Source organism: Bacteroides thetaiotaomicron VPI-5482 (genome assembly GCF_000011065.1).
GTDB classification, from domain to species: domain Bacteria; phylum Bacteroidota; class Bacteroidia; order Bacteroidales; family Bacteroidaceae; genus Bacteroides; species Bacteroides thetaiotaomicron.
Genome location: NC_004663.1, coordinates 4,677,656 through 4,701,768 on the forward strand (window position 1 = coordinate 4,677,656; position 24,113 = coordinate 4,701,768).

21 protein-coding genes are annotated in these 24,113 nt (G+C 44.2%); 7 read left to right on the plus strand and 14 right to left on the minus strand.

All coding sequences use genetic code 11. The annotated features are described in order from the left end of the window. Positions 1–94 precede the first annotated feature (94 nt). Positions 95–1,240, minus strand: coding sequence for an AraC family transcriptional regulator (locus BT_RS18210; RefSeq protein ID WP_008767092.1), 1,146 nt, complete (start codon positions 1,238–1,240; stop codon positions 95–97). A gap of 227 nt (positions 1,241–1,467) precedes the next feature. Between BT_RS18210 and BT_RS18215 the strand changes: the two genes are divergently transcribed. The 3 genes from BT_RS18215 to BT_RS18225 all read left to right on the plus strand — a co-directional run bounded on the left by BT_RS18215 (position 1,468) and on the right by BT_RS18225 (position 4,185). Further along, entirely contained in the window at positions 1,468–1,938 is a 471-nt protein-coding gene (locus BT_RS18215; protein WP_011108908.1) for an HU family DNA-binding protein, read from the plus strand. A 103-nt stretch (positions 1,939–2,041) separates the two neighbouring features. Next, positions 2,042–3,583: a glycine--tRNA ligase gene (locus BT_RS18220; RefSeq protein WP_008762559.1), complete on the plus strand. Its 1,542-nt coding sequence runs from the start codon at positions 2,042–2,044 to the stop codon at positions 3,581–3,583. Between the two features lie 11 nt (positions 3,584–3,594). Further along, positions 3,595–4,185, plus strand: coding sequence for an FKBP-type peptidyl-prolyl cis-trans isomerase (locus BT_RS18225; protein ID WP_008762560.1), 591 nt, complete (start codon positions 3,595–3,597; stop codon positions 4,183–4,185). Positions 4,186–4,226: 41 nt separating this feature from the next. Here the strand turns inward: BT_RS18225 and BT_RS18230 are convergent, their stop codons facing one another. Then, positions 4,227–5,270, minus strand: a complete 1,044-nt coding sequence (locus tag BT_RS18230; protein WP_008762561.1) for a LacI family DNA-binding transcriptional regulator — start codon at positions 5,268–5,270, stop codon at positions 4,227–4,229. Between the two features lie 179 nt (positions 5,271–5,449). Here BT_RS18230 and BT_RS18235 point away from each other — a divergent pair, with 179 nt between their 5' ends. The 4 genes from BT_RS18235 to BT_RS18250 are packed head-to-tail and all read left to right on the plus strand — an operon-like array spanning position 5,450 to position 9,659. After that, a complete protein-coding gene (locus tag BT_RS18235; protein WP_008762562.1) occupies positions 5,450–6,382 on the plus strand; it encodes an aldo/keto reductase in 933 nt (310 codons plus the stop codon). Between the two features lie 15 nt (positions 6,383–6,397). Continuing rightward, entirely contained in the window at positions 6,398–7,321 is a 924-nt protein-coding gene (locus tag BT_RS18240; RefSeq protein WP_008767091.1) for an amidohydrolase family protein, read from the plus strand. A 41-nt stretch (positions 7,322–7,362) separates the two neighbouring features. Further along, positions 7,363–8,619: an L-fucose:H+ symporter permease gene (gene fucP / locus BT_RS18245; protein WP_008767090.1), complete on the plus strand. Its 1,257-nt coding sequence runs from the start codon at positions 7,363–7,365 to the stop codon at positions 8,617–8,619. 23 nt (positions 8,620–8,642) lie between these two features. Next, positions 8,643–9,659 carry a zinc-binding alcohol dehydrogenase family protein gene (locus BT_RS18250; protein ID WP_011108909.1) on the plus strand — a complete coding sequence of 339 codons (1,017 nt, stop codon included), beginning with the start codon at positions 8,643–8,645 and terminating at the stop codon, positions 9,657–9,659. Positions 9,660–9,959: 300 nt separating this feature from the next. On the opposite strand, the gene BT_RS18255 is transcribed toward BT_RS18250, so the two are convergent. The 12 genes from BT_RS18255 to BT_RS18310 all read right to left on the minus strand — a co-directional run bounded on the left by BT_RS18255 (position 9,960) and on the right by BT_RS18310 (position 24,079). Beyond that, positions 9,960–10,811 (minus strand): ATPase, encoded by an 852-nt coding sequence (locus tag BT_RS18255; protein WP_008767088.1) that lies wholly within the window; start codon positions 10,809–10,811, stop codon positions 9,960–9,962. Further along, the gene (locus tag BT_RS18260) at positions 10,808–11,926 is read right to left on the minus strand and encodes an acyltransferase family protein (RefSeq protein ID WP_008762566.1); all 1,119 of its coding nucleotides are present in this window, start codon (positions 11,924–11,926) and stop codon (positions 10,808–10,810) included. The genes BT_RS18255 and BT_RS18260 overlap by 4 nt, the downstream gene beginning before the upstream one ends. Before the next feature lie 42 nt (positions 11,927–11,968). Then, positions 11,969–13,276, minus strand: a complete 1,308-nt coding sequence (locus tag BT_RS18265; RefSeq protein WP_008762567.1) for an AmpG family muropeptide MFS transporter — start codon at positions 13,274–13,276, stop codon at positions 11,969–11,971. 17 nt (positions 13,277–13,293) lie between these two features. Further along, positions 13,294–14,673: a SpoIID/LytB domain-containing protein gene (locus tag BT_RS18270; protein WP_008767086.1), complete on the minus strand. Its 1,380-nt coding sequence runs from the start codon at positions 14,671–14,673 to the stop codon at positions 13,294–13,296. A 10-nt stretch (positions 14,674–14,683) separates the two neighbouring features. After that, the gene (locus BT_RS18275) at positions 14,684–17,128 is read right to left on the minus strand and encodes a DUF4922 domain-containing protein (RefSeq protein ID WP_008762569.1); all 2,445 of its coding nucleotides are present in this window, start codon (positions 17,126–17,128) and stop codon (positions 14,684–14,686) included. Position 17,129: 1 nt separating this feature from the next. Continuing rightward, positions 17,130–18,617, minus strand: coding sequence for a sodium:solute symporter (locus BT_RS18280; protein WP_008767085.1), 1,488 nt, complete (start codon positions 18,615–18,617; stop codon positions 17,130–17,132). Between the two features lie 99 nt (positions 18,618–18,716). Continuing rightward, positions 18,717–19,982: a lamin tail domain-containing protein gene (locus BT_RS18285; RefSeq protein WP_008767084.1), complete on the minus strand. Its 1,266-nt coding sequence runs from the start codon at positions 19,980–19,982 to the stop codon at positions 18,717–18,719. A gap of 256 nt (positions 19,983–20,238) precedes the next feature. Beyond that, the gene (locus tag BT_RS18290) at positions 20,239–21,273 is read right to left on the minus strand and encodes a DUF4857 domain-containing protein (protein ID WP_008767083.1); all 1,035 of its coding nucleotides are present in this window, start codon (positions 21,271–21,273) and stop codon (positions 20,239–20,241) included. A gap of 43 nt (positions 21,274–21,316) precedes the next feature. Next, entirely contained in the window at positions 21,317–21,985 is a 669-nt protein-coding gene (locus BT_RS18295; RefSeq protein WP_008762573.1) for a hypothetical protein, read from the minus strand. Positions 21,986–22,028: 43 nt separating this feature from the next. Then, positions 22,029–22,916: an ABC transporter ATP-binding protein gene (locus BT_RS18300; RefSeq protein WP_008767082.1), complete on the minus strand. Its 888-nt coding sequence runs from the start codon at positions 22,914–22,916 to the stop codon at positions 22,029–22,031. 22 nt (positions 22,917–22,938) lie between these two features. Further along, a complete protein-coding gene (locus BT_RS18305; protein WP_011108911.1) occupies positions 22,939–23,505 on the minus strand; it encodes a PepSY-associated TM helix domain-containing protein in 567 nt (188 codons plus the stop codon). After that, on the minus strand, positions 23,492–24,079 hold the full coding sequence (locus BT_RS18310; protein WP_008762576.1) for a hypothetical protein: 588 nt from the start codon (positions 24,077–24,079) through the stop codon (positions 23,492–23,494). The genes BT_RS18305 and BT_RS18310 overlap by 14 nt, the downstream gene beginning before the upstream one ends. Between the last annotated feature and the right edge of the window lie 34 nt (positions 24,080–24,113).

The following is a 24,113-nucleotide window of genomic DNA, read 5'->3' on the forward strand; positions in this document are numbered from 1 at the left end:
GAGTTAACATTTACCGAACAAAGATATGCCACTTTAGTAATGCCTCCGGTACTAAAAACGAAAAGCTATATTCGAAAAACGAATAATTTATTTTTTATCTGTTCGTGATTTTTTTCTCCCGATATTCCAAAGGGGAACATCCTTTGAACTTTTTGAAAATCCGGGAGATATTATTATAGTCTTTGAATCCGGCTTCCGTTGCAATGTCTGCCAATGAACGATCTGTAGTAAGAAGTAAATCGGCCAGATGGTTGACCCGGCAGTTTAAGATATACTGATAGATGGAAGTATGCATCGCATTTTTGAATTTCACTTCAAAATTTCTGCGTGAGAGCGGAATCTGTGCCAGCAAAGACTCTATGGTCAGGTCGGAATTGTAATGACTCTCTATGTATTTTACAACTTCGAGAATGTAAGGGTCCTTTATATTATGCTTTTCTGTGGATTGCCGCAATTCTATGCGGATAGGGTTGATGACGATATTGAAGGTCCCTTCATGTTCCTTTTTGATTTGTTGATGAATGAGCCTGCCTATGGAATATCCTCCTCTTTCTACTTCCAGTTCTATGGAGGAGATGGGAGGATCGGAAATATTGCAGATCAAGTCATCATTGTCGACTCCTAACAGGGAGATTTCTTCCGGTATGTGTATGTTACTTATCTTGCAGGTTTCCGAAATGAATAGTGCGTGTGAGTCGTCGCAGCAGAACAACGCTATGGGTTTAGGAAGCTCTTGCAGCCATTGGCTTACTTCTATTCTGATTTCGTCTTCATGCTTATCGGATTCGAAACAATAAAAGTTGCCGCCTATCCGTTTAACTTCCTGACGGAAGCCTTCGCAACGTTCGTCAGACCAGACAACTCCGTTTATGCCGAAATAAGCAAAGTTGTGGAACATCCGCTTGGCGAAGAATTGGGCGGCCATTCTGCCCGTTCCTTTGTAGTCGCCCGTCAGATTGGAGTAAGTAGTGCTTCTATGGTGATAATTCTGCAATACAATCGGAATATTCAGTTCTTTCAGTAGATTGACGGTGTCATTGTTCCATTGTCCGATGATGGCGTCAGCTTTCCATTCTTTTGCCCATTTGAGAATACCTTTTTCTCCATACATGCCGCTGTAATAGGATGGAAGCCGATAGAAAAGCCAAGGTCCGTTTTCTTTGGAATATTGTACAAGTCCGCGGAGCAATTTTCTGTCAAATTCACTGGAATAATCGATCAGCAGTAGTATTTTTATCATAGTGTGTGCGGGTATATTAAAGTTTATGGAAACAAATATATAAATATTAGTTTGTTTTCTTTCTATAATAGTCTAACTTTGTTGCGAAGAAGATATGTATGACACCCGGGTCTCGTGCTGTACGACACCCGGGTGTTGTGATGTCTGACATCCGGGTGTCATACGTGCTGACACCCGGGTGTGGTACAGAATGAAAATATAAACGAAACAAGAAAGGAGTATAAGACATGGCAATCCCTTATGTAGTAAGAAAGAAAGCAGACTTGACGTCCGGAGAAAGAAAAGAGTTATGGTATGGTGTACCAAGTAAAATACAGGATAGAGGCGGAGTACAGAACAAAGAACTTGCTCAAGTGGTGGAGCTGCGGGGAGGTTTCCACCGTGGTCAGGTTGAAGGCATATTGGTGGAAGTAGCGGATGCCATCCGCTATTTGCTTTCTATGGGACAGTCTGTGACGATTGATGGGCTGGGTACATTCCAGACTGCTTTGACCAGTCCTGGTTTTGAACGTCCCGAACAAGTGACACCGGGACAAGTATCAGTATCTCGCGTTTATTTTGTGGCAAACAGCGCACTTCGTGACCGCATGAAGAAAACAAAGTGTATGCGCATCCCTTTTAAATATTATATGTCCGAAAGTATGTTGACTAAAGAGATGAAGAAAGCAGACCAGGAGCAGGAACAAACAGAAGAATAAGATAAATTAATACCCTCCCTGTCTTATTTATGAGATAAATGCCTATCTTTGTGGCACTTTTTACGAAAAAAGGTAATTCAAATTAATAGATATAGAAAAGAAAATGGCACAAGAAGACGTTTTTAAGAAACTTGTATCGCACTGTAAAGAGTACGGTTTCGTATTTCCTTCAAGCGATATCTACGACGGACTAGGCGCAGTATATGACTACGGTCAGATGGGCGTTGAATTGAAAAACAACATTAAAAAATATTGGTGGGACAGCATGGTGCTGTTGCACGAAAACATTGTCGGTATCGACTCTGCCATCTTTATGCACCCTACCATCTGGAAGGCTTCCGGACACGTGGACGCATTCAATGACCCTTTGATTGACAATAAGGATTCTAAAAAACGTTATCGTGCTGACGTATTGATCGAAGATCAGTTGGCTAAATATGACGATAAAATCAATAAAGAAGTAGCAAAAGCCGCCAAGAAGTTTGGTGAATCATTCGATGAGGCTCAATTCCGTTCTACCAACGGACGTGTGTTGGAACATCAGGCTAAGCGTGATGCACTTCACACTCGTTTCTCAAAAGCACTGAATGATAATAATCTGGATGAACTTCGTCAGATCATTGTTGATGAAGAGATCGTATGTCCTATTTCCGGTACTAAGAACTGGACGGAAGTTCGTCAGTTCAACCTGATGTTCTCTACAGAAATGGGATCGACTTCAGACGGTGCCATGAAGATTTATCTTCGTCCGGAAACGGCACAGGGTATCTTTGTAAACTATCTGAATGTGCAGAAAACCGGTCGTATGAAAGTACCTTTCGGTATTGCCCAGATTGGTAAGGCTTTCCGTAATGAGATTGTTGCCCGTCAGTTCATCTTCCGTATGCGTGAGTTCGAACAGATGGAGATGCAGTTCTTTGTAAAACCGGGAACGGAACTGGATTGGTTCAAGAAATGGAAGGAGATTCGTCTGAAATGGCATAAAGCGCTGGGCTTCGGTGATGCCAGCTACCGCTATCACGACCACGATAAATTGGCTCACTATGCCAATGCTGCAACAGATATCGAGTTCCTGATGCCATTCGGTTTCAAAGAAGTGGAAGGTATTCACTCCCGTACGAACTTCGACTTGTCTCAGCATGAGAAATTCTCCGGCAAGAGCATCAAATACTTCGATCCGGAATTGAATGAATCGTACACTCCGTATGTGATTGAAACTTCTATCGGTGTAGACCGTATGTTCCTGAGCATCATGAGCGCTGCTTATTGTGAAGAGCAACTGGAAAACGGAGAAAGCCGTGTTGTGCTGAAATTGCCTGCTGCCCTTGCTCCGGTGAAACTGGCTGTTATGCCGTTGATCAAGAAAGACGGTCTGCCTGAAAAGGCCCGTGAGATCATCGACGCTCTGAAGTTCCATTTCCACTGCCAATATGACGAAAAAGACAGTATCGGCAAGCGTTATCGTCGTCAGGATGCCATCGGTACTCCGTTCTGCGTAACAGTGGATCATCAGACATTAGAAGATAACTGCGTGACATTGCGTAATCGCGATACCATGCAGCAAGAGCGTGTAGCTATCTCTGAACTGAACAATATCATCGCAGACAGAGTGAGCATCACTTCATTATTGAAAACTTTACAATAAACCATTAACGAATGAGTAAAAAAATCTATTTATTCTCCTTAGTATTACTGGCTTTGGCTTTTGTTTCTTGTAGCGAAACCGAAGAAGTTGGTAAATACGATAATTGGCGTGCGCGCAATGAGGCATTTATTGACTCTCTTGCGAATGTTTATGCTACGGCTTCTGGTAGAGGAGGCTTGGAACGCATAGAGATGTTGACTGCTCCTGGTAATTATATTTATTATAAGGAAATGGAGCCAATGACTGATCATGTAGTAAAGGCGGGAAATCCTAAATATACTGACTATGTGAAGGTATATTATAAAGGAACAAATATTTTAGGAGAATATTTTGATGGTAACTTTAAGGGAGATAATCCGGTTGTAGATGGGAAAGATCCAAGTGAAGGAGATTCTCCTACCACCATTTTCCAGGTCAGCGGGGTAATTACCGGCTGGGGTGAAGTGCTTCAGAGAATGGAAGTTGGTGATCGTTGGAAGGTTTATATCCCTTGGGATTATGCCTATGGAAGTAGCGGTACTACAGGCATTTTGGGGTATTCAGCTCTTGTCTTTGATATCACATTGCTTGATTTTGCTAATACTGAAGCGGAGTTGAAATAATAAGATAAAACTCTCTATATGTAAAAGGTGCTGTATCTATATTACGTAGATACAGCATTTTTTTTATTATTCTCCTTAATGCTACTCTCCCTTATCTGCAAATGTGTCGGAATCACCACTTGCTTGACCGTCCTGTCTCCCTTAATTTGATCAATCAGCAGTTGACACGCTGTTTCCCCCATCTTATAAGTCTGATGCGATACGGCAGATAACTTGGGTTCCACATAATTGGCGTGCTGCTCATCCGTGTATCCGATGATGGCGATATCGTCGGGAATACGAAGTCCGTGCCTTTTGATTACTTCCATGGCGGCAAAAGCCAATGTGTCATTCATGGCAAGGATGGCATCGGGAGGCTGGGGGAGAGATAATAATGTTTCCGTAGCAATCTGTCCTTCCTCATAATCAATTTTCCGGCAGACAACTAATTCCTTTTCAATCGGAATCCGATTATCGCGCAAGGCTTCCAGATAACCGTGCTTCCTTCTTTTTACAATATCCAGATGATTGGCACCGCCGATAAAAGCCACCCGTTTACTTCCATTGTCCAGCAGATGCTGGGTAGCCATTTGTGCGGATTGTGCTCCGTCTGCTATTACTGACGAGAATTGATCGGTCAGGCAAACACGGTCGAACAGAATCAGCGGCATATTGATCTCTTTCAATGCGGCAAAATGAGAAAAGTCAGTTGTTTCCTGAGACAGGCAGGCGATAATCCCCTCTACCCGCATATTGACCAGATTCTCTATATTCCTTTTTTCATGCTCGAAAGACTCGTGCGATGTCGTGATAATGACGAAATATCCGTTATCGATCGCCATGTTCTCTATCCCGTTCAGAATGGAGGCAAAGAAATGAGTGACAATATCCGGAACGATCACTCCGATGATGCGCGGCGCATTCTTTCGCAGACTCATAGCGAAAGGATTGGGACGATAATTCATCTCTTTGGCCAGCTTCTTGGCTTTGGCGCAAAGTTCACGGCTGATTTCCGGGCTGTCTTTCAGCGCTCGGGATACAGTAGGGATGGATACGCCTAATGCTTGGGCGAGGTCTTTGAGTGAAGTATGTTTCCGGTTTTCCATCTGAAGGTCTCCAACTTAGATTTATCTGCAAAGAAAGCATATTCCCTGATAAATCTCCGCATTTAAAGAAATATTTTTTACGTAAACCGTTACGTAGCTTTTTCGCCCCTCTCTTGTCCGTTGAGAAGGGTTCACCCCTTACTTTTGTCGCATACAAAATAATTTAAAACCCTATACGTATGCAATACCATGAAATCGGAAAGACAGGGATGAAAGTATCGTCTCTCAGCTTCGGAGCTTCCTCTCTGGGAGGAGTTTTCCATGATTTAAAAGAAAAAGAAGGCATTCAGGCTGTGTTTACAGCCATCGAAGCCGGAATGAACTTTATCGATGTTTCCCCTTATTACGGACATTATAAGGCAGAGACTGTTCTAGGCAAAGCGCTGAAGGATATTCCTCGCGACCGTTATTATCTTTCTACGAAAGTCGGACGCTATGGCAAAGACGGAGTCAATACATGGGACTACTCGGCAAAGCGTGCGACGGAGAGTGTATATGAAAGTATGGAACGTCTGAATATTGACTTCATCGATTTGATCAATGTGCATGATATTGAGTTTGCCGACCTGAATCAGGTGGTTAATGAGACATTGCCTGCTTTGGTCGAACTGCGTGAGAAAGGAGTGGTAGGACATGTCGGAATCACTGACTTGCAGCTCGAAAACTTGAAATGGGTGATAGACCGTTCGCCAAGCGGAACTATTGAATCTGTTCTTAGCTTCTGTCACTATTGTCTGTGCGATGATAAATTGGCTGACTTCCTTGACTATTTCGAATCGAAAGAAATCGGTGTCATCAATGCTTCTCCTCTCTCGATGGGCTTGCTGAGCGAACGTGGTGTTCCGGTCTGGCATCCGGCTCCCAAGCCATTGGTAGATGCCTGTCGCAAAGCGATGGAGCATTGTAAAGCAAAGAATTATCCGATAGAAAAGCTCGCTATGCAATTCTCGGTGAGTAATCCAAAGATTGCGACTACCCTGTTCAGCACCACTAATCCGGAGAATGTGAAGAAAAATATCGGCTTTATTGAAGAACCGGTCGATTGGGAACTCGTGCGTGAAGTGCGGGAAATTATCGGAGAACAGCAGCGTGTAAGTTGGGCAAACTCTTAAAAAACGATCGATTCTATGGATTATACGATTATTGATGCGCATGCCCATCTGTGGCTTCGCCAAGATACGGTGGTCGATGGTTTTCCTATCCGTACTTTAGAGAACGGACGCTCCCTGTTTATGGGGGAGATTCGGCAGATGGTTCCTCCTTTTATGATTGACGGGGTGAATAGTGCGGAAGTTTTTCTGTCCAATATGGATTATGCCCAAGTCTCGGCTGCGGTTATTACACAAGAATTTATAGACGGCATTCAGAACGATTATCTGATGGAGGTTGTTTCACGCTATCCGGACCGTTTCTTTGTTTGCGGAATGTGTGAGTTTCGCAAGCCGGGCTATCTGGAACAGGCGAAAGAACTGATCGGGAAGGGATTTAAAGCGATTAAGATTCCTGCCCAGCGCTTACTTCTGAAAGAGGGACGGGTAATGTTGAACTGTCCTGAAATGATGCAGATGTTCCGGTGGATGGAAGAGCGGGGAGTGATCTTGTCAGTCGACTTGGCAGAGGGGGCGATACAGGTTCTGGAGATGGAAGAGATTATTCAGGAATGTCCTCGATTGAAGATTGCTGTCGGACATTTCGGGATGGTTACTCTTCCGGATTGGAAAGAGCAGATTAAGTTGGCACGTCATCCGAATGTGATGATTGAGTCCGGTGGTATCACATGGCTGTTCAATGACGAGTTTTATCCGTTTAAAGGTGCCATAAAGGCTATTCGTGAAGCCGCAGAACTGGTTGGTATGGAGAAACTGATGTGGGGCTCGGATTATCCGCGCACGATAACAGCCATTACTTATAAGATGTCTTATGACTTTGTGGTGAAATCCCCGGAATTGTCGGAAGCGGAGAAAACGTTATTCCTGGGCGGGAATGCGCGGAAATTCTACGGGTTTGCAGAACTTCCGGAACTCCCGTACATTAAAAATATGTCGGAATAGAAAGGAAACAATTACAATACCACTAAACAATCACTGTACACATGAAAAAGAATACATATACCATTCCTCTCGCACTGGTTTTCAGCCTTTTCTTCTTGTGGGCGATCAGCAGCAATCTGCTTCCCACAATGATCCGGCAGTTGATGAAAACCTGTGAACTGAACACCTTCGAGGCCTCTTTTACGGAGACCGCTTATTGGCTGGCTTACTTTATTTTCCCTATCCCGATAGCTATGTTCATGAAGCGTTATAGCTATAAGGCGGGAATCATCTTCGGGCTGTTGCTGGCAGCTGTCGGCGGATTGCTGTTCTTTCCTGCTGCCATGCTGAAAGAATATTGGGCTTATCTCTGCATCTTCTTCATTATCGCTACCGGAATGTGTTTTCTGGAGACAGCCGCCAATCCCTATGTAACCGTGTTGGGAGCTCCCGAAACGGCTCCGCGCCGATTGAATCTGGCGCAATCCTTCAATGGTCTGGGTGCTTTTATCGCAGCGATGTTTCTGAGCAAGCTGATTCTAAGCGGCACCCATTATACACGCGAGACGCTTCCTGTTGATTATCCGGGAGGCTGGCAGGCTTATATACAACTGGAAACGGATGCGATGAAACTTCCTTATCTGATATTGGCTCTGTTGCTTCTTGCGATAGCGGTCGTATTTGTTTTCTCAAAATTGCCGAAGATTGGAGATGAAGGAGCGGAACCTGCATCCGGAAAGAAAGAAAAACTGATTGATTTCGATGTGCTGAAACGCTCGCATTTACGTTGGGGAGTCATCGCGCAGTTCTTTTATAATGGTGGGCAAACAGCTATCAACAGTCTGTTTCTCGTATACTGCTGCACTTATGCCGGTTTGCCGGAAGATACGGCTACCACTTTCTTTGGACTGTATATGCTGGCCTTCTTGCTGGGGCGCTGGATTGGTACGGGATTGATGGTCAAGTTCCGTCCGCAGGGTATGTTGCTGGTGTATGCTTTGATGAATATCCTTTTGTGTGGTGTCGTGATGCTATGGGGAGGAATGATCGGACTGTATGCGATGCTCGCCATCTCTTTCTTTATGTCTATCATGTATCCTACACAGTTCTCTTTGGCACTGAAAGGACTCGGAAATCAGACAAAGAGCGGTTCGGCCTTTCTGGTAATGGCAATTGTCGGTAATGCCTGTCTTCCTCAGTTGACAGCGTACTTCATGCACGTTAATGAACATATTTATTATGTCGCTTATGGCATACCGATGATTTGTTTTGCGTTTTGTGCCTATTACGGTTGGAAGGGCTATAAAGTAATTGATTAATAAATTTATCTCAAACAAATAAAATGAAAGCAGTTCAAATTGTCAACCCCTCCGAAATGAAGGTGGTTGAACTGGAAAAACCGACCGTCGGTGCCGGTGAAGTATTGGTAAGAATCAAGTATGTCGGATTCTGTGGCTCCGATTTAAACACTTTCCTGGGGCGTAACCCGATGGTGAAACTCCCTGTAATACCGGGGCATGAAGTAGGAGCAGTGATTGAAGAGATCGGTCCGGATGTTCCGGCTGGCTTTGAGAAAGGGATGAATGTAACATTGAACCCATATACCAATTGTGGTAAATGTGCTTCGTGCCGTAACGGGCGTGTCAATGCCTGCGAGCATAATGAGACATTAGGCGTACAACGGAATGGAGTGATGTGCGAATACGCCGTGCTTCCTTGGACGAAGATTATCCCGGCAGGTAATATCTCATCCCGTGACTGTGCTCTGATTGAGCCGATGAGTGTAGGATTTCATGCTGTTTCCCGTGCTCAGGTCATCGATAATGAGTATGTGATGGTGATTGGCTGTGGTATGATTGGGATTGGCGCTATTGTACGTGCTGCCTTGAGAGGAGCGACGGTGATTGCGGTCGATCTGGATGATGAAAAACTGGTACTGGCCAAAAGAGTGGGAGCGTCTTACGCAGTAAACTCTAAAACAGAGAATGTACATGAGCGGATACAGGAAATCACCGCAGGGTTTGGAGCTGATGTCGTGATTGAAGCTGTCGGCAGTCCTGTGACTTATGTAATGGCTGTGGATGAAGTTGGCTTTACCGGTCGTGTGGTTTGTATTGGCTACGCCAAAAAAGAAGTCGCTTTTCAGACCAAGTATTTCGTCCAGAAAGAACTGGATATTCGTGGTTCCAGAAATGCATTGCCTGCTGATTTCCGTGCGGTAATCAACTATATGAAAGAAGGTAAGTGTCCGGTAGAAGAACTGATCTCAAAGATTGCAAAACCGGAAGATGCTTTGGAGGCAATGAAAGAATGGGCAGCTGATCCGGGAAAGGTATTCCGTATCTTGGTAGAAATGTAGATAATTTATTTTACAGAATCAACCGCTTAGCCCATTGTATTGAGAATATGAAGAAAGAATGATCCCGTTGGTTTTAAACCAACGGGTCGTTCCTTTAAAACCAAGACACCGTTCCTTTAAAACCAACAGATCTTTTCTTTTAAAGAAATTCTAGATGTTTTTTATCTGTTGAGAATCAGTGTTTTACGGACTGGCCCTAAACACGGGTCAATAAATGGTTATCATTCTTTACATAACTGCGTGGCATTAAAAGATTGAAGTATAATTTGTGCTTTTAGTCTTTAGAATGTTCTTCTATTATTAAGGATGGAATGATAATTGGCTATGATATTGAATCAATCCTTCCATCGGACTTTGGAGAATCTTACCTATCTGAATACCTGTTTGTCGGGCAGCATCCTGTAGAATCTCTTTGTAACAGTAGGCTATCGATCCGATGAAGTGTACCGGATATTGCTTGTAATCATACTGCATCACATTCCTGCGAAAGAAAGCTATAAAGCTGTTCATAACTAATTGGCGGATAGCCGGTTCTTCCAAATGCTGTGCGATAAAAGGAGAGAGACTGGCCAAAAAACGATTGGGAAAGGGCTGGCGATAAACCCGGTCGATGATTTCGGGAGGCGTCAGATCGAACTGCTTCAGAAACTCTTCTTTCAAGGTGGCAGGAAGTTGATTTTTCAGAATATCTCCTACCAGCAGTTTTCCAAGTACGGCACCGCTACCTTCATCTCCCAAAATAAATCCGAGAGGAGAGATGTTACTGACGATCTCTTTTCCATTGTAAAAACAAGAATTGGACCCCGTCCCCAAAATACAGGCGATACCAGCCTTCTGGCCACATAGCCCGTGGGCGGCAGCCAGCATATCCGAATTAGCTTTAATATTCCCGATAACGGGCAGACTGTCTGCAATAGCCCGTCGGAGGACGGGAGCTTTCTCGGGTGTACAACCTGCTCCGTAGAAGTAAACTGCATTGAATTTCCCTTCCGGCAGTTGAGGCAGAAGGGAAGCTGTCAGCTTCTGTTGGATTTCTTCTTCCGACTGGAAGAAAGGGTTGATCCCTTTCGTTCCAAGTCGCTTGATAACTGCGCCGTTCAGTACGACACACCAGTCTGTTTTGGTAGAACCACTGTCTGCAATGAGTATCATATCTTAATGTATATTTTCTTTTTATATAGAATGTAGCCTATTGCCCAGTTGAGAAGGACAAAAAGCAGGGCAAATACAAGCGAGCCTCCTTTATCTCCGAAGACAGGTTGTAGGAGTGCGCTGTAAATATAGCCATGTAAAGAAGTCGCTTCACCTTGGTAGGTCATAGGAATGACTGCCAGCGTAATCGCCAGAATATCTGCCAATACATAAATAAATAGCGGATTTACTCCAAACGATTCGAAGAAACGGCTCCAGTTTTTATAACCTTTAATGTCAATGATCCATACGAGTAATGCCAGAAAACTGGAACCCAGACCGCAGGTTACGAGTACGAAGGAAGGAGACCATACTTTCTTGCAGATAGGGGAACCATAACTCAGTAAGAAACCTGCGAAAGTAAGGATAGTACCTATCAGGAACAAACGTTCCAGCTTCTCATGAATATCTTTTACTTCCATCAATAGCTTTCCGGCACAGAAGCCGATTAAGACGTGGGCGATGGCTGAAATAGTACTAAGCAGTCCTTCCGGATCAAGTATCTGACCGCCATAGATATGAGCTTGTCCTAATACTGCACGGTCGACGATGGAAAGAATATTTGTTTCGTCGTAGACATATCCATTGCCGAGGGCAAGGATTGCAAAATAACTAATGAGAAGTACAGCAATTAAATAAGGTATATATTTATGCTTCATGAGTAAAGCGACTATGGCAGTAACTCCATATCCCAAAGCAAGCCGTTGCATGACTCCGAGAATGCGAATCTGGTCGATAGGGAAGGGATCGTGCTGGAAGCAGAGAATGGAAAGCCAGCTGATGCCAATTCCAATCAGGAAAATGATCACGGTCCGTTTGAGAATTTTTAAACCCGCGGGAACACTGAAGGTGAAATTGTACTTTCTCAAAGAGATGTACGTGGAGATTCCCATAATGAACATAAAGAATGGGAATACCAGATCGGTAGGAGTTAATCCAATCCACTCGGCATGTTTGAGGGGAGCATACGCATGTTGCCAGGAACCGGGCGTATTTACTAAGATCATACCCGCGATGGTGATGCCCCGCATCACATCGAGTGCCAATAGGCGTTTGTTACTTGTTGTTACATTCATGACTGTTACTTTTTAATGTGTTAAGTTATAAGTAATTCAATTTTATCTCTTTTTTCCGAAGGAACTGTCCAGTCGATTGCGGATCATCCATGAAGCAAGGATGCCGGGAATGGTGCATACGCATACCCAGATAAAGAAGTTGGTGTATCCAAGATGTTCCTGTATCCATCCTGCCGGCATTCCCGGAAGCATCATGCCAAGTGCCATAAAACCTGTTCCAATGGCATAATGAGCTGTTTTGTGTTCACCATCTGCAATATAAATCAGATAAAGCATATAGGCAGTAAAGCCGAAGCCATATCCCAGCTGTTCGATGGCTACACAAATGGAGATTAGCAGGAGGTTGTCCGGAGTAGCTGCTGCCATCCAGACATATAAAAGGTCGGGGAGGTTGATAGCCAGCGCCATGGGAATGATCCATTTCTTAAAACCGTCACGGGAAACGAGGAAACCGCTGATGATGCCGCCTATCAGTAGGGCGGCTACGCCGATGGTGCCATAAATGACTCCGACGGATGCGGTTGATAATCCCAATCCGCCTTGTTCGGCACCATCCAATAAGAATGGAGAGGCTATTTTAGCAAGTTGGGATTCTCCCAACCGATAGGTGAGCAGGAAGAAAAACATAAGTCCCAGGTTTTTCTTCTCAAAGAAAGTGACGAATGTCTTAAAGAAATCTTCCAGTAACTTACCCGGTGTTAACCCCGGTCTTTTGACATCTGAAGCAGGGTGGGGGAGAATAAAGCGATGGTATAGTGTCAGTCCGAGGAATAATCCTGCCATCAGATAGAAAGTGATACTCCAGGCCATTGGAACATTGCCATGCGATGTTTCCAACCAGCCTGCCAACATAACCAGGATTCCCTGCCCGAAGATATTGGCGAAACGATAGCAAGTGTTTCTGATGCCTACGAAGAAGGATTGTTCTTTGTTGTTGAGGCCAAGCATATAAAAGCCGTCAGCCGCAATGTCATGCGTGGCAGAACTGAATGCCATCAGCCAAAAGAATGCCAGAGTGAGTTGCACATAGTGTGGAGTCGGGATAAAAAAGGCAATACCGGCGAAACCGGCAGCAATCAAACCCTGCATGGCAATAATCCAGGAACGCTTTGTCTTGACCAGATCTACGAAAGGACTCCATAATGGTTTGATCGTCCAAGGCAGATATAACCAGGAAGTATAAAGCGCTATTTCTGTATTCGACAATCCCAGGCGCTTGTACATGATAACGGCAATTGTCATCACAGCCACATAAGGCAGTCCTTCCGCAAAATAAAGAGTCGGAATCCAGCTCCACGGATTTCGATTGTTTCTTGGTATTATGTTCTTGGCATTTCTTGTTGATATCATGGCATTAGTCTCAGATGTTATTCATATTGTTTTTCAAGTCTGCTTCCGGGATAATAGTGAGCTAAAATATCTTTGTAATAATAACCTCGCTCTCCCATTACTGCCGCACCGATCTGACAAAGTCCTACTCCGTGTCCCCAACCGGCTCCCGTCAGTGTAAAGCGGGTTGGAACATTTCCCTCTTCTCCTTTTTCCTTATCCACAAGGAATGCTGAACTATAAAGATGGGAAGGCGACAATGTACGTCGGATCTCTAATTCTTTTCCGATGGTCAGTGTCCGTAAAGTACCTACTATCTTTAATCGTATCAGGCGTCCGGAAGTTCCTCGCTCTACAGGGATTAAGTCTATGATTTCCCCGAAATCAATTCCCGAACGTTGATGGATTAACTCAGCTAGTTCCTGTTGGCTATAACTGATTTTCCAACGGTAGAAATCAGTCGTTTCCTGATCGTAGTTATTAAGAACCTGACTCAGAATCTTTTTATCCTGCGTATTACAGAAAGCATCCGGAGAAGTTCGTATCCATCGGTCCGCTTCTTCTTCCTGCGTCAGATCGGGAAGCTGTATTGCCGGACCTGTTATTTGTTTCTCCGAATCAGAAGCATGGGATTCCGGTATGTAATCTCGTTTACCGGTCAGATAAGGATGCCTCACATTCTCCCAACAATTCTGAAACTCTTCCATTGCACCGCCACAACATTTGGAGAATCGCGCATCGCAAATCTTTCCTTCATACATCAGCACCTCTCCACGGGTAGCTGAAACAGCTTCGATAGCTTGTGGAGTAGAAGCACGGGTAATTCCCTGATAGCGCTGGCAATGATCATCCGCACAAACATCAAAGTGCGTATGCGCTTCATGATCATACCATTTGATAAGTTGAGAGTGGAGAGTGGAATGTGGAGAGTTGGCTGCGCTGTCCGGCTGTATAGTAGCTTTCCATTTTTCATTCTCCACTCTCAATTTATTGATCAGCCAGCTTCTGGAAATGACTGCATGCGCTTTCAGTAGTTCCAAAGAGGCGGTGGCACTCATTTCTGATGAGATGACACTTGTCAGGTAATCTTCTATAGAGATTACATTGATGGCGGTCAGTGTCTCTCCTTCGACAATGATTTTCAAAGCTCCCTGGAAGCGTTGTACTTCTTTGCGTTCCCAATGAAAATTGATGCCGATGGTGACATCCTTTAGCTCAAAGAAGATCCCGGCATTTGGCTGAGGGTAGAATATCAATTCATCGTATTCTTTCCCTGACCAGTATATCTTTTCTTTTTGATAAACAGCCTTTTGTGCCCCTGAAACCTTTGTGCCGTCAGGAGTAGTGAAGCTTTCGGGAAAAGAAAATTCAATTTCTTTTCCCGAAAGGATACCGACTGTAATCTGAGGTTCTTCCATTTCTTCTTTACTAGGATGTTTGATCGGTGAGTGCTTTTAACTGTTCCTGTGACAAACTGACCTCCTTGTAAATCTGAGTGATTTTTTTAGCTGTTATCTTATCCAAATCTTCTTCTCTTACAATGGGGAATACGCCACACATCTCCGCAATAGCCGGGCTTATCAATAAGCCTTTTTTCCCTTGGGCATAATAACATTCCGGCCGATGTTTAGAACGTAGGAAAATAATACAGTTCCACTGTTTTATTTCATCGCCTCCAGTGCGGTTTACTGTTTCGAGTCCATACCAGGCAATCACATTGATTAAAGGTTCTTTGTCATGATAAATAGAAACTATCTTATCGTAAAGATACTCAAACATTTCAATGATCCCTCTTCTGTTTGGAGATGAAATGCCAATGCTCGTGGTGAACCCATTTTCTAGATGACTATGTACGCTATCTTCAGAACTAAGCATGTCCGATATGAAAGTCATCCCAAAAGGATTGGCAATCTTTTCCTCTTTTCCTGCTGCCTGAAAGTGCATATGGTCAGGGGCGGAAGCTCCGCATTCCGGTCCGTTATATAAGATGAGGAACTCGTTCATGTTTTCGGCAAGGAAAAGCATATCCTCAAAACGGTTTTTGATGGTTTGCGGGGTATGTTCCTCTTCAATTATGGTCAGATGCCGGCGGAAAATCGGATAAGGATTGAGGCATACCTCATAATGTCCAAGTGACAAAGACGTTTGTTCTGCCGGGCGATTGTCATTGCACAGAAAACAAGGTCTTTCTTGTATGGACTGAGAGTCGGTCTGGGCCATTGTAGAGATTGCCCGTTGTGGATTTGGGAAGAATCTGACTCTCTTGGTGTCCCCTCCTAGTTTGAGTTCCAGCGTCTTTTCTTTTTTAAGATTCTGTTCTAATTCCTTATAATTCTTTTTTGCCAGCTTCCAGTCTTTTTTCTGTTTTTCTATCATCTCGTTGACGAGACGCTGAAAACTTTCATCAATGCTGTGCATCCGGATTCTTGCCTGTAACTCCCAGGTTCGGATACTGTCTTTGTAGAAATTGTTCCGGTTAATTTTTTCGATATCTAATGCTGCGTCAGAGTTGCCTTCCCAACGGCGGCAAAGATAGATTACATCATAAATACGACCGATCGTATATTCACGAGAAATACTCAGACCTATGGCATAATCTTCTCCATAACTGGTATTGGGGAATTTGATCTTGCGAAGGATGGGAGTGTAGAAGGCCCGTGGGGCACCCAACCCATTGATACGTAAAGCATTGTTGGGACCGTCCTCTACTGTCCACTCTTTATGGTCAATGACACCGGGAGCTATCTCGTTCATCTGAAAATCCGTCATTAGGTAAGTCCCTATCACCATTGCACAGTTCTGCTGATAGAAGGTATCGACGATTTTCTGTAAGGTATGCTCATCCTTATACAGGTCATCGCTATCCAGTTGCACGGCAAATTTACCGCATTTCTCATGGTGTACTCCTACATTCCAGCAACCTCCTATACCGAGATCATTCTCCTGGGGAATGATATGTATTAGTCTATTGTCCGCACTAAATTCCTGGAGGGCTTCGGTGGTACCGTCCGTTGAGTGATTGTCGATCACAATCACATTAAAGGGAAAAGTCGTTTGCTGGCTCAAAGCAGAATTTACGGCGTCACGAATGGTCCGGATACGATTACGGACAGGTATGATGACAGATGCTTCAAACTCAAAAGCTTCTCTGTCCAAGTTTACTGTTCGGGAAGAAGGTCTTACATAGGCATTGATTTCTTTCAGATGCTTGATACAAACTTTCTCCATTTCGATCTGTACTTCCCGATTTTTAGGATTTACGTAGTCGAATTGTTTTTCTCCGCTTTTCCGAGTATCTGTTTCTATTTCTGTGTAAAGGAACTCATTGATATGGATGATTTGAAATAGATTACCTAGCATCAGACGCATTTCATAAAATGCAGCATATTGGAAAACTGTTTCCTCCAGAATACTTGAAGCAAGGGTGAAAATTTCGGAATTGAATAAAAGCACCGAACCGAAATCAAAATCATCCCGGAGGCTTCCTTGTTGATAATCAATAACGGGAGCTTGTTTGAGAACTCCGTCAACCAGTTGGTAATGATCTGCGTATACCATTGCATTTTCTGAGGAACTCTGTATAATCTGTGTCATGCGTTCCAGTGCGTACAATCCTAGTTTTAGCGGGGTCTGTTTCGTGTAAAGCAAAAGATAGCTGGCATCATCTGCGTTGTCAGCAATTGTTTTAATCGTACTTGTAGAGTAGAGACCGTTAATGAGGAGACATTCACACCCCGGTAAGCACTCTTTGTTGGTATCAGCGCTTAGCAGGTAGATTTTGTTCACTAATTCTGAAGCTTGCAATTCTTTTACAGTTTGTATCGTATCTTTCGGATTGCCAAAAGGTATGAAGCAATTGATTTTCTTTTTCATTTTAATGTTTTTTTATTAAAGAGTTGTTGATAGGGGCTACTGACGATTTCCTTTTGATGAGCAGGCAAAGCCCCAGAAAAGTAAACGCAGCATTCAATATCAGTAACTCGTAGCTAATTTGATATCCATCGAACCAGGCTTCCGAATTTCTTTGCAATACGTAGCAAAGTGCAGGAGAAAGAATGGCTACTAACGGAATATATGGATCATAAACTTGTTTTTTAGTAAAAATGCCGAAAGCGAATAGTCCGAGAATTGGACCATACGTATAACTGGCCAGCGTATAAATCGCATCAATCACACTCGTATTATTCAGTAAATTGAATACGAAGATGACGATTCCCATCACGAATGCCATCCCGATGTGCACGTGTTTCCGTATTTTGCTGAGTGCCGCTTCGTCTTTCTTGTGCGCATTCAGAATATCTACGGTGAAAGAAGTCGTCAGGGCTGTCAAGGCCGATCCGGCAGCGGAGTACGCCGAAGCTATCAATCCGATAATGAACAGGATACCGACTATTCCCGGAAAGTAATTGCCTGTGGCGATCATTGGGAACAATTCATCGCTCTTACCGGGATTCTCGATTCCCTGTCGGGCGGTGAAAGTATAGAGCAAGACACCCAGCATCAGGAAGAGCAGGATCACAAAGAACTGTGAAATCCCGCTTGTAATCATATTCTTCTGTGAGTCACGGAAGTTCTTGCAACTGAGATTCCGTTGCATCATATCCTGATCCAGCCCGTTCATGGCGATAACGGTAAAGACTCCTGCCAGGAATTGCTTGAAGAAATATCGCTTGTCGTTGACATCGTCAAAAAAGAACATTTTGGAGAGATCGTTGTCTGAAATCGTTGAGACCAATCCGCTGAAATTCAGATGCAGGCTGGAAGCTATATAGTAGATACAAAGTACGACGGAGACTACCAGACAGAATGTTTTCAGTACATCAGTCCATATCAATGATTTCACTCCTCCCCGGAAAGTATAGAGCCAGACAATGAGTACTGTCAGTATGACATTGATTATAAAGGGAATATGGAAAGGCTCGAAGATGAGTAATTGCAAGGTCAGACATACTAAAAAGAGCCGCACGGCAGCTCCGAGCATTTTGGAAATAAAGAAAAACCAGGCTCCTGTCTTATAGGAAGAAGCTCCGAAGCGATTTTCAAGATATTCATAGATAGAAACCAGATTCATCCGGTAGAAAAGCGGAACGAGTATGAATGCGATAATGAACTGTCCGACGATAAATCCCAGTACCATTTGCAGGTAGGAGAAGCCGCTGGCTTGTACCATACCCGGTACGGATACAAACGTAACTCCGGAGATAGTGGAACCAATCATGGCAAAGGCGACAATATACCATGCCGATTTGCGGTTGCCGACGAAGAAGCCTTCGTTATCCGCTTTATGTCCTGCTATATAGGAGATAGCGAAAAGGATCATAAAGTATGCTATGATAGTAATAGATAAGATAATTGGACTCATATCTGTTGCTTAAAATTCGTTCGCGGGTGAATATATTCAAATATGCTTTTCCTACAAATTGTACAAATGTAGGGAATTTATCAAATAAATGCATCCTTCTTATGAGTTTTTTATTCCGGGTGTGCCACCTGTATCATTTCTCGATGAGTGCCAGTTTTTGTTGAGAGAAGGAAGTTCAGGAGATATCTTCTCTAATGAAATGCCTGTAGTGACTGAAGTGTCGTGCATCCAGTCTATGAAACGGCAGGTATCAATCGTGCGGGGATGTTCTTCATCAGTTGCCAAGGCAAGGTAACCTCCGTCGTTGCTCAGTTGCGGAAATTTGGATATTTCGGTTATACTTTTGCCGTCAACCTTATGCTTTCTGATCAGTGTAGTTGCGGAGTGAGTAAAACAAATATATCCTTTGCCGGGAATAACAAGGTTTGTATTTTCATCTTCCTGTTTGAGTATTGTGGTACTGAATATTTCTCCCGTTGCTCTCATTTTAAACAGACGCAGAGACTTTACAGTGATATCCTGATCAGCAGGATTATAGAATTCGATGTATTCGGCACCGTCTTTGGCATTGTCATACATCACTTCGTTGAATAGTAACATATTTCTCACATTGTCAGGATATTCCGGCGATTCCGGTGTGTCAGGCTTGTCCGGTTCATCCGGAACGTCCGGTATGTCGTCCGGTTCAGTACTTGTTATCACATCATCAGACAACTGTATATGATGGAAAGTGAAACCGTCACAGCGGCTTTTTGTATAAACGCAGTATATGCCGCAGCAGATTGACTTTGTGATACTTGCGTCTTTTATTTGTTTCTCCTTCGTATATTCGGTTTCCGTTTCCATGCGTGTCCAGAAAGTCCAGTAGCCGTTGGCGTCGCATTCTACTTTGATAAATAATTTCGGAGAATTATTTCCTTTCATGAGTTCTCTTCCCGAAGCCAGTAATTTGGATTGATTCCCATTTTGCCGGTAAAGTGCTACATTGTCTTTTGTTCCTCCTATCTGAATGTAATAGCCGTTCAGATCTCCGGAAAGTATTTCCGATGAAGAGGCTAAATAGAAACGGGCGTAATTATTGGCGGAAGGATTAAAGGTGAGCCGTACCCCGAATTCCCATCGGGTGCTTCTTACAGAAGAAGAGGGGATCGTGATATATGCTGTTCCTGCATCTTCCTGCGGATCATTCAAGTGTACGCCTTCTTTGGTATTAATCGTGAATTTCTCGGTTTCTCCTGTCCAGGGAAGTTCTGATGTTGAACTGTCCGGTTCAAGGCTCTCTTTTTCATCCTCAGGCGGAAGCGCACAACTGTATAATAATATAATGAGGAAACTCAGAAATGTACATGCCTTGCAAATTTTCATACGGCTTTAAATTAGTGTTGTTATCTACCGTATTTGTTTGTGTTCAACGCAGAGGCAATTGCGGATCGGATAATGTTCATGCTTGCAAAGGTACAGTTTCTTGTTGAATAAATGCGAAAGGTTCTTTATTGTTTTCTGTGAATGTTAGAAATAAAAGATACGGATTATACGAATTAACACGATAGCTTTATGCTTTCACAACGCTAAAACCGTGTTAATCTGTGTAATCCGTGCCTAAAAGTTATTATTCCTGTTATTACTCAAAGCGCGGCATCACATACTTGTCCGTATAAGAAGTGAAACTGATGCCGGGCATATAATGAGTATTCGAATTATTTTCCAGCTTCTTTATCAGTGAATAATCATCCGCGTTCAAAGCATAGTAATTATCGGAAGACGGACTCGTCACCCGTACCGTCCAGTCGAACATATTTCCAATGATGGTCAGCGCGTCCGTTTCGGGATTGAATGCAGGAACTCCTGTTTTCACCACATCATACGTGCGGCTTTTCAGCACATATAAAGCATTGTTGATATCTGTCAGGAAAGCAAGCGTCTTTTTATTTCTGAATTCCGTCAGATAAAGGTGCTCTAATGTTAATCCTTCCGGCAAAGTGATAGCACGAACGTAGGGACGCCCTTTCACCTGTTTCAGATGGAACAGACGACGGTCGGCATCCAACAGAAGGTATCCTTCGTCATACTCCTTCTTCACCGTCGGGTTTCCTGCGATCTCAATGGCCGGAAAGCGGAAATTCTTCTTGGTCATAGCTTCTGTAAACAAGAGGCTTTTTTCTGCATTCACGCTATTGGAAGCCATATCGATAAACTCAATGCCTTGCGAAGTAATGCGGAAAACATCATCCGGCATCTTCAGGTCTACACGCCCGGACATCGACTCCAACAGAGGATAAAGACCGATGGAAGGAGCGTTGATATCCGTAGGTACGCTGCGGAAATTGAAATTCTCCGTCTGCACGATCTTCGGAGTGACAGCTATCCCGTTAATCGTATCCGGAAAACGTTCGTCGGACATCAACTGGCGGAAATAAAACATAGGCAGAATACTGTCGAAAGCTGCTTCGGAATAAATGTTTCCGGCAGCGTCGCGACGTACGGTTCCTTTTCCCTCTTCCTGTCCCATCAAGGCGAAATCGCCGATCACGAAACTATATAGAGTGAAAGGAGTCTTCTCCGGCTTTACGACAAAGAAGTTGTAACACCAAGGCAACTGCCAGAGAAGCAGGAAGGCGATGGTGACATATAATAGTAGGGTACTGAAACGTTTCATCTTTATTTAATTCTTCATTTTTAGTTCTTCATTCTTCATTATCCTAGTCCTGCTTTCCCGCTTTGAACCGTACGATGGAGAGCCAGGAGAAAGACGCGGTCAGCAACGTATAGACCAGCAGATACGGGAGGAATTTGTTATAAGCTTCCGGCGTGGGCGACAGGAAGAAGATTCGCAGTAACAATACGGCGATAATGAGATTGATGATTCTGCGTTTCCATGCCGGTTCGAGGCAGATCCATGCGATGAGCAGGTAGCCGGAAATACCGGCAAGATACCACGTGAGGGCGGTCAGCAGTATATGATTCTTCAGTTCGTGAGCCAGTACTCCGCTCAGATAGACCTCCATCAGAAGGAAGTTGGAAGCGAAGCAGACAAGCAACAGTACCAAACCGGAGAACAACATATTGCCGGTCATTTTCAGTTCGGGATAGGGCAGGTGCAAAGTCAGTTTCAGACATTTGCGCTGCATCTCGGGAACAAACTGCACGATGGCCATCAACACTCCGGCAATCAGGGGGATGTATTGTAACATATCGATGAATATGGCATCCCGCTGCATCATGACTTCCCATACATGCGCGGCGCCTTTCATTTCTATCACCCGGTTGATGCGAAGCATACAGTAGCCTGTAAAACCGAGTGTGGTGACTACGGCAAGCAGAAAATACCACCGTGTCTTGATCCATTCTTTATAAAATATAGCGTACATGAGACTTCTAATTTACTTTTTAATCTTTAATTATTTTATTGAATCAGTATTTGCCGGTCAGACCGATGAAGGCATCTTCCAGATTCACATGTTCGCTATGCAGGTCCGTATAGGGTACTGACATGGATTTCAGTTTTGCTTCCGCCTCTGTGGGGGGGAGGAAGGAGAATGTTTCCAGTGTATTCCGCATCACGGAAGGATGATAGAAATCATCGGATGCGGGCAGTTCGTAACCTTCGGGAACAGTACAGGTATAGCGGCGTCCTTCTTTCAGTAATTCGTCAATTGGCTTCTGAATCAGTATCTTTCCGTAGTCCATCATGATACAGTCGTCTACCAGTCGTTCCATATCCTGAATGATATGCGAAGTCAGAAAGACAGTCTTGCCTTCGGAACGTGCATAATCGCGGAGATAGTCTACAAACAGGCGGCGATAACCGGGGTCGAGACCGAGGGAGAAGTCGTCTAATACAAGAAGCTCGGGATTCTGTGCCAGAATCAGTCCGAGTGCTACTTGTGAACGTTGTCCGCAAGACATACGGGAGATGCGCTGTCCGGTAGCTACTTTCAGTTTGTTCATCAGTTCATAATAAGCCTCTTTTTTCCATTGATTGGGGTAAAAGGCTGCGTAGAACTTCTCAATCTGGGTGATGCTCATGAATTGATACTGTACGTGCCCTTCTATCAGCAGCCCGATGTTGCGGCGCAATGCCGGAGCCATCGTCTGTATCTCTTGTCCGAAGATACGGCATTCTCCGGAACGTGGTTTCAGATATCCGCTCAGGATGTTGATGGTCGTGGTCTTGCCCGTACCATTCTTGCCCAGTAGTCCGAGGATGCGGCCTTTGGGGACTGTGAAACTAAGATTTTCGTAAATCAACCGTTTGCCGTAGTAGTGCGTCAGGTTGTTACATTCTATGATTTGTTCCATTTTATTTTATCAGTTATTCTGTTCAAAAGAAGAGAAGAAAAAGGATGGGAATCACGATTCCGACAATCATTTCTATTCCTCCTCTGCCGATAATACCTTTGTTGCCTTTCAGCATGATGACTCCGGAAAGGGTGATGATGATGAGGCCGACTGCGAAAATATCCGCAAAGTAAGTCCACCATTGTCCGGGGTTGTAGTGCAGGCGTGCCATTGCTCCGATGAGCGGGCGGCGGGTGACAGATTCGTAGACTGCCTCTCCCGTACGGACGTTTACCTGCAAGTTGGACCCGCCTTTCAAGAACACTTTCATGATGTCCGCTTTCGGGAAATAGTGCTTGGTATAGTTACCTTCCTCTCCCAATGGTTGCAGCAGAGTCAGTACATTTTCCCTTTTCATTCCCTCTTTGCCCGGCAGTTTTTCGGCAATCTTATATTCTTTCCGTTCGATGGAGAAGTTCGGGTTGATGGTGTCACGGTGATTCATCACAATGCCGGAAATGGCATAAATCAAGACCATTCCGGCAAAGAAAAAGGATAAATCACGGTGTATCAGCCTACTCCATTTACGGATGCTGCTACTCCACTTCATACGAATTAGCTTCCATGAAATAGAAAGACAGATACTCTTTGCCGCTGCTTGCTTTTCGGTCGGCTATCTTCGCGCGGAAGTCGGCGATACGGGCTTCGGGCGTGTTGGCTGTCTCGCCGCGTGCTTTCTTCTCTGTGTCACAGCCGGCTTCACCGGTTCCGTGTTTTTCGGCAGCTTGCGCTTTGAGTTGTGCTTCCCAGTTTTGGAGGTAGGCTTCGTCAATGCGTTGTTCTTTCAGTGTTCCGGTGACGCGGACGATGGAGTTCACACATTTCGGGTCGAATGCTCCCAGTGTGCCGGCTTCTACGCGGATCACTTGTGTGTCGTCACTGCCCATCAGGAAGATTTTCTTGGCGCCATGCTTGCAGGTATGTGTGCAAACGCCTTCGATGGTTACTTCTTTTCCTGCAAGGTTTTCTGCATTTGCAAGAAGAGAGTCAATTTCTAAAGCAGACGAAGTGGTCTGTTCTGTTGTTGTGTCCGAGGAACTTTTCTGCTGTTTGTTTCCACAAGAGGTTCCGATAACGGCAACCGCCAGTAGAGCGATTGCGATGCTTAGCTTTTTTGTTTTCATTGTTACTTTTTGTTTTTATGTAGTTTATATTCTT

Excerpts from the sequence above, each read along its gene's own strand:
- BT_RS18255 (WP_008767088.1), bottom strand. The coding sequence starts at position 10,811 with ATGATACTCATTGCAGACAGTGGTTCTACCAAAACAGACTGGTGTGTC.
- BT_RS18275 (WP_008762569.1), bottom strand. The coding sequence starts at position 17,128 with ATGAAAAAGAAAATCAATTGCTTCATACCTTTTGGCAATCCGAAAGAT.
- BT_RS18305 (WP_011108911.1), bottom strand. The coding sequence starts at position 23,505 with ATGAAGTGGAGTAGCAGCATCCGTAAATGGAGTAGGCTGATACACCGT.
- fucP (WP_008767090.1), top strand. The coding sequence starts at position 7,363 with ATGAAAAAGAATACATATACCATTCCTCTCGCACTGGTTTTCAGCCTT.
- BT_RS18240 (WP_008767091.1), top strand. The coding sequence starts at position 6,398 with ATGGATTATACGATTATTGATGCGCATGCCCATCTGTGGCTTCGCCAA.
- BT_RS18265 (WP_008762567.1), bottom strand. The coding sequence starts at position 13,276 with ATGATATCAACAAGAAATGCCAAGAACATAATACCAAGAAACAATCGA.
- BT_RS18270 (WP_008767086.1), bottom strand. The coding sequence starts at position 14,673 with ATGGAAGAACCTCAGATTACAGTCGGTATCCTTTCGGGAAAAGAAATT.
- BT_RS18280 (WP_008767085.1), bottom strand. The coding sequence starts at position 18,617 with ATGAGTCCAATTATCTTATCTATTACTATCATAGCATACTTTATGATC.
- BT_RS18310 (WP_008762576.1), bottom strand. The coding sequence starts at position 24,079 with ATGAAAACAAAAAAGCTAAGCATCGCAATCGCTCTACTGGCGGTTGCC.
- BT_RS18285 (WP_008767084.1), bottom strand. The coding sequence starts at position 19,982 with ATGAAAATTTGCAAGGCATGTACATTTCTGAGTTTCCTCATTATATTA.
- BT_RS18260 (WP_008762566.1), bottom strand. The coding sequence starts at position 11,926 with ATGAATGTAACAACAAGTAACAAACGCCTATTGGCACTCGATGTGATG.
- BT_RS18290 (WP_008767083.1), bottom strand. The coding sequence starts at position 21,273 with ATGAAACGTTTCAGTACCCTACTATTATATGTCACCATCGCCTTCCTG.
- BT_RS18210 (WP_008767092.1), bottom strand. The coding sequence starts at position 1,240 with ATGATAAAAATACTACTGCTGATCGATTATTCCAGTGAATTTGACAGA.
- BT_RS18220 (WP_008762559.1), top strand. The coding sequence starts at position 2,042 with ATGGCACAAGAAGACGTTTTTAAGAAACTTGTATCGCACTGTAAAGAG.
- BT_RS18225 (WP_008762560.1), top strand. The coding sequence starts at position 3,595 with ATGAGTAAAAAAATCTATTTATTCTCCTTAGTATTACTGGCTTTGGCT.
- BT_RS18235 (WP_008762562.1), top strand. The coding sequence starts at position 5,450 with ATGCAATACCATGAAATCGGAAAGACAGGGATGAAAGTATCGTCTCTC.
- BT_RS18295 (WP_008762573.1), bottom strand. The coding sequence starts at position 21,985 with ATGTACGCTATATTTTATAAAGAATGGATCAAGACACGGTGGTATTTT.
- BT_RS18250 (WP_011108909.1), top strand. The coding sequence starts at position 8,643 with ATGAAAGCAGTTCAAATTGTCAACCCCTCCGAAATGAAGGTGGTTGAA.
- BT_RS18215 (WP_011108908.1), top strand. The coding sequence starts at position 1,468 with ATGGCAATCCCTTATGTAGTAAGAAAGAAAGCAGACTTGACGTCCGGA.
- BT_RS18230 (WP_008762561.1), bottom strand. The coding sequence starts at position 5,270 with ATGGAAAACCGGAAACATACTTCACTCAAAGACCTCGCCCAAGCATTA.
- BT_RS18300 (WP_008767082.1), bottom strand. The coding sequence starts at position 22,916 with ATGGAACAAATCATAGAATGTAACAACCTGACGCACTACTACGGCAAA.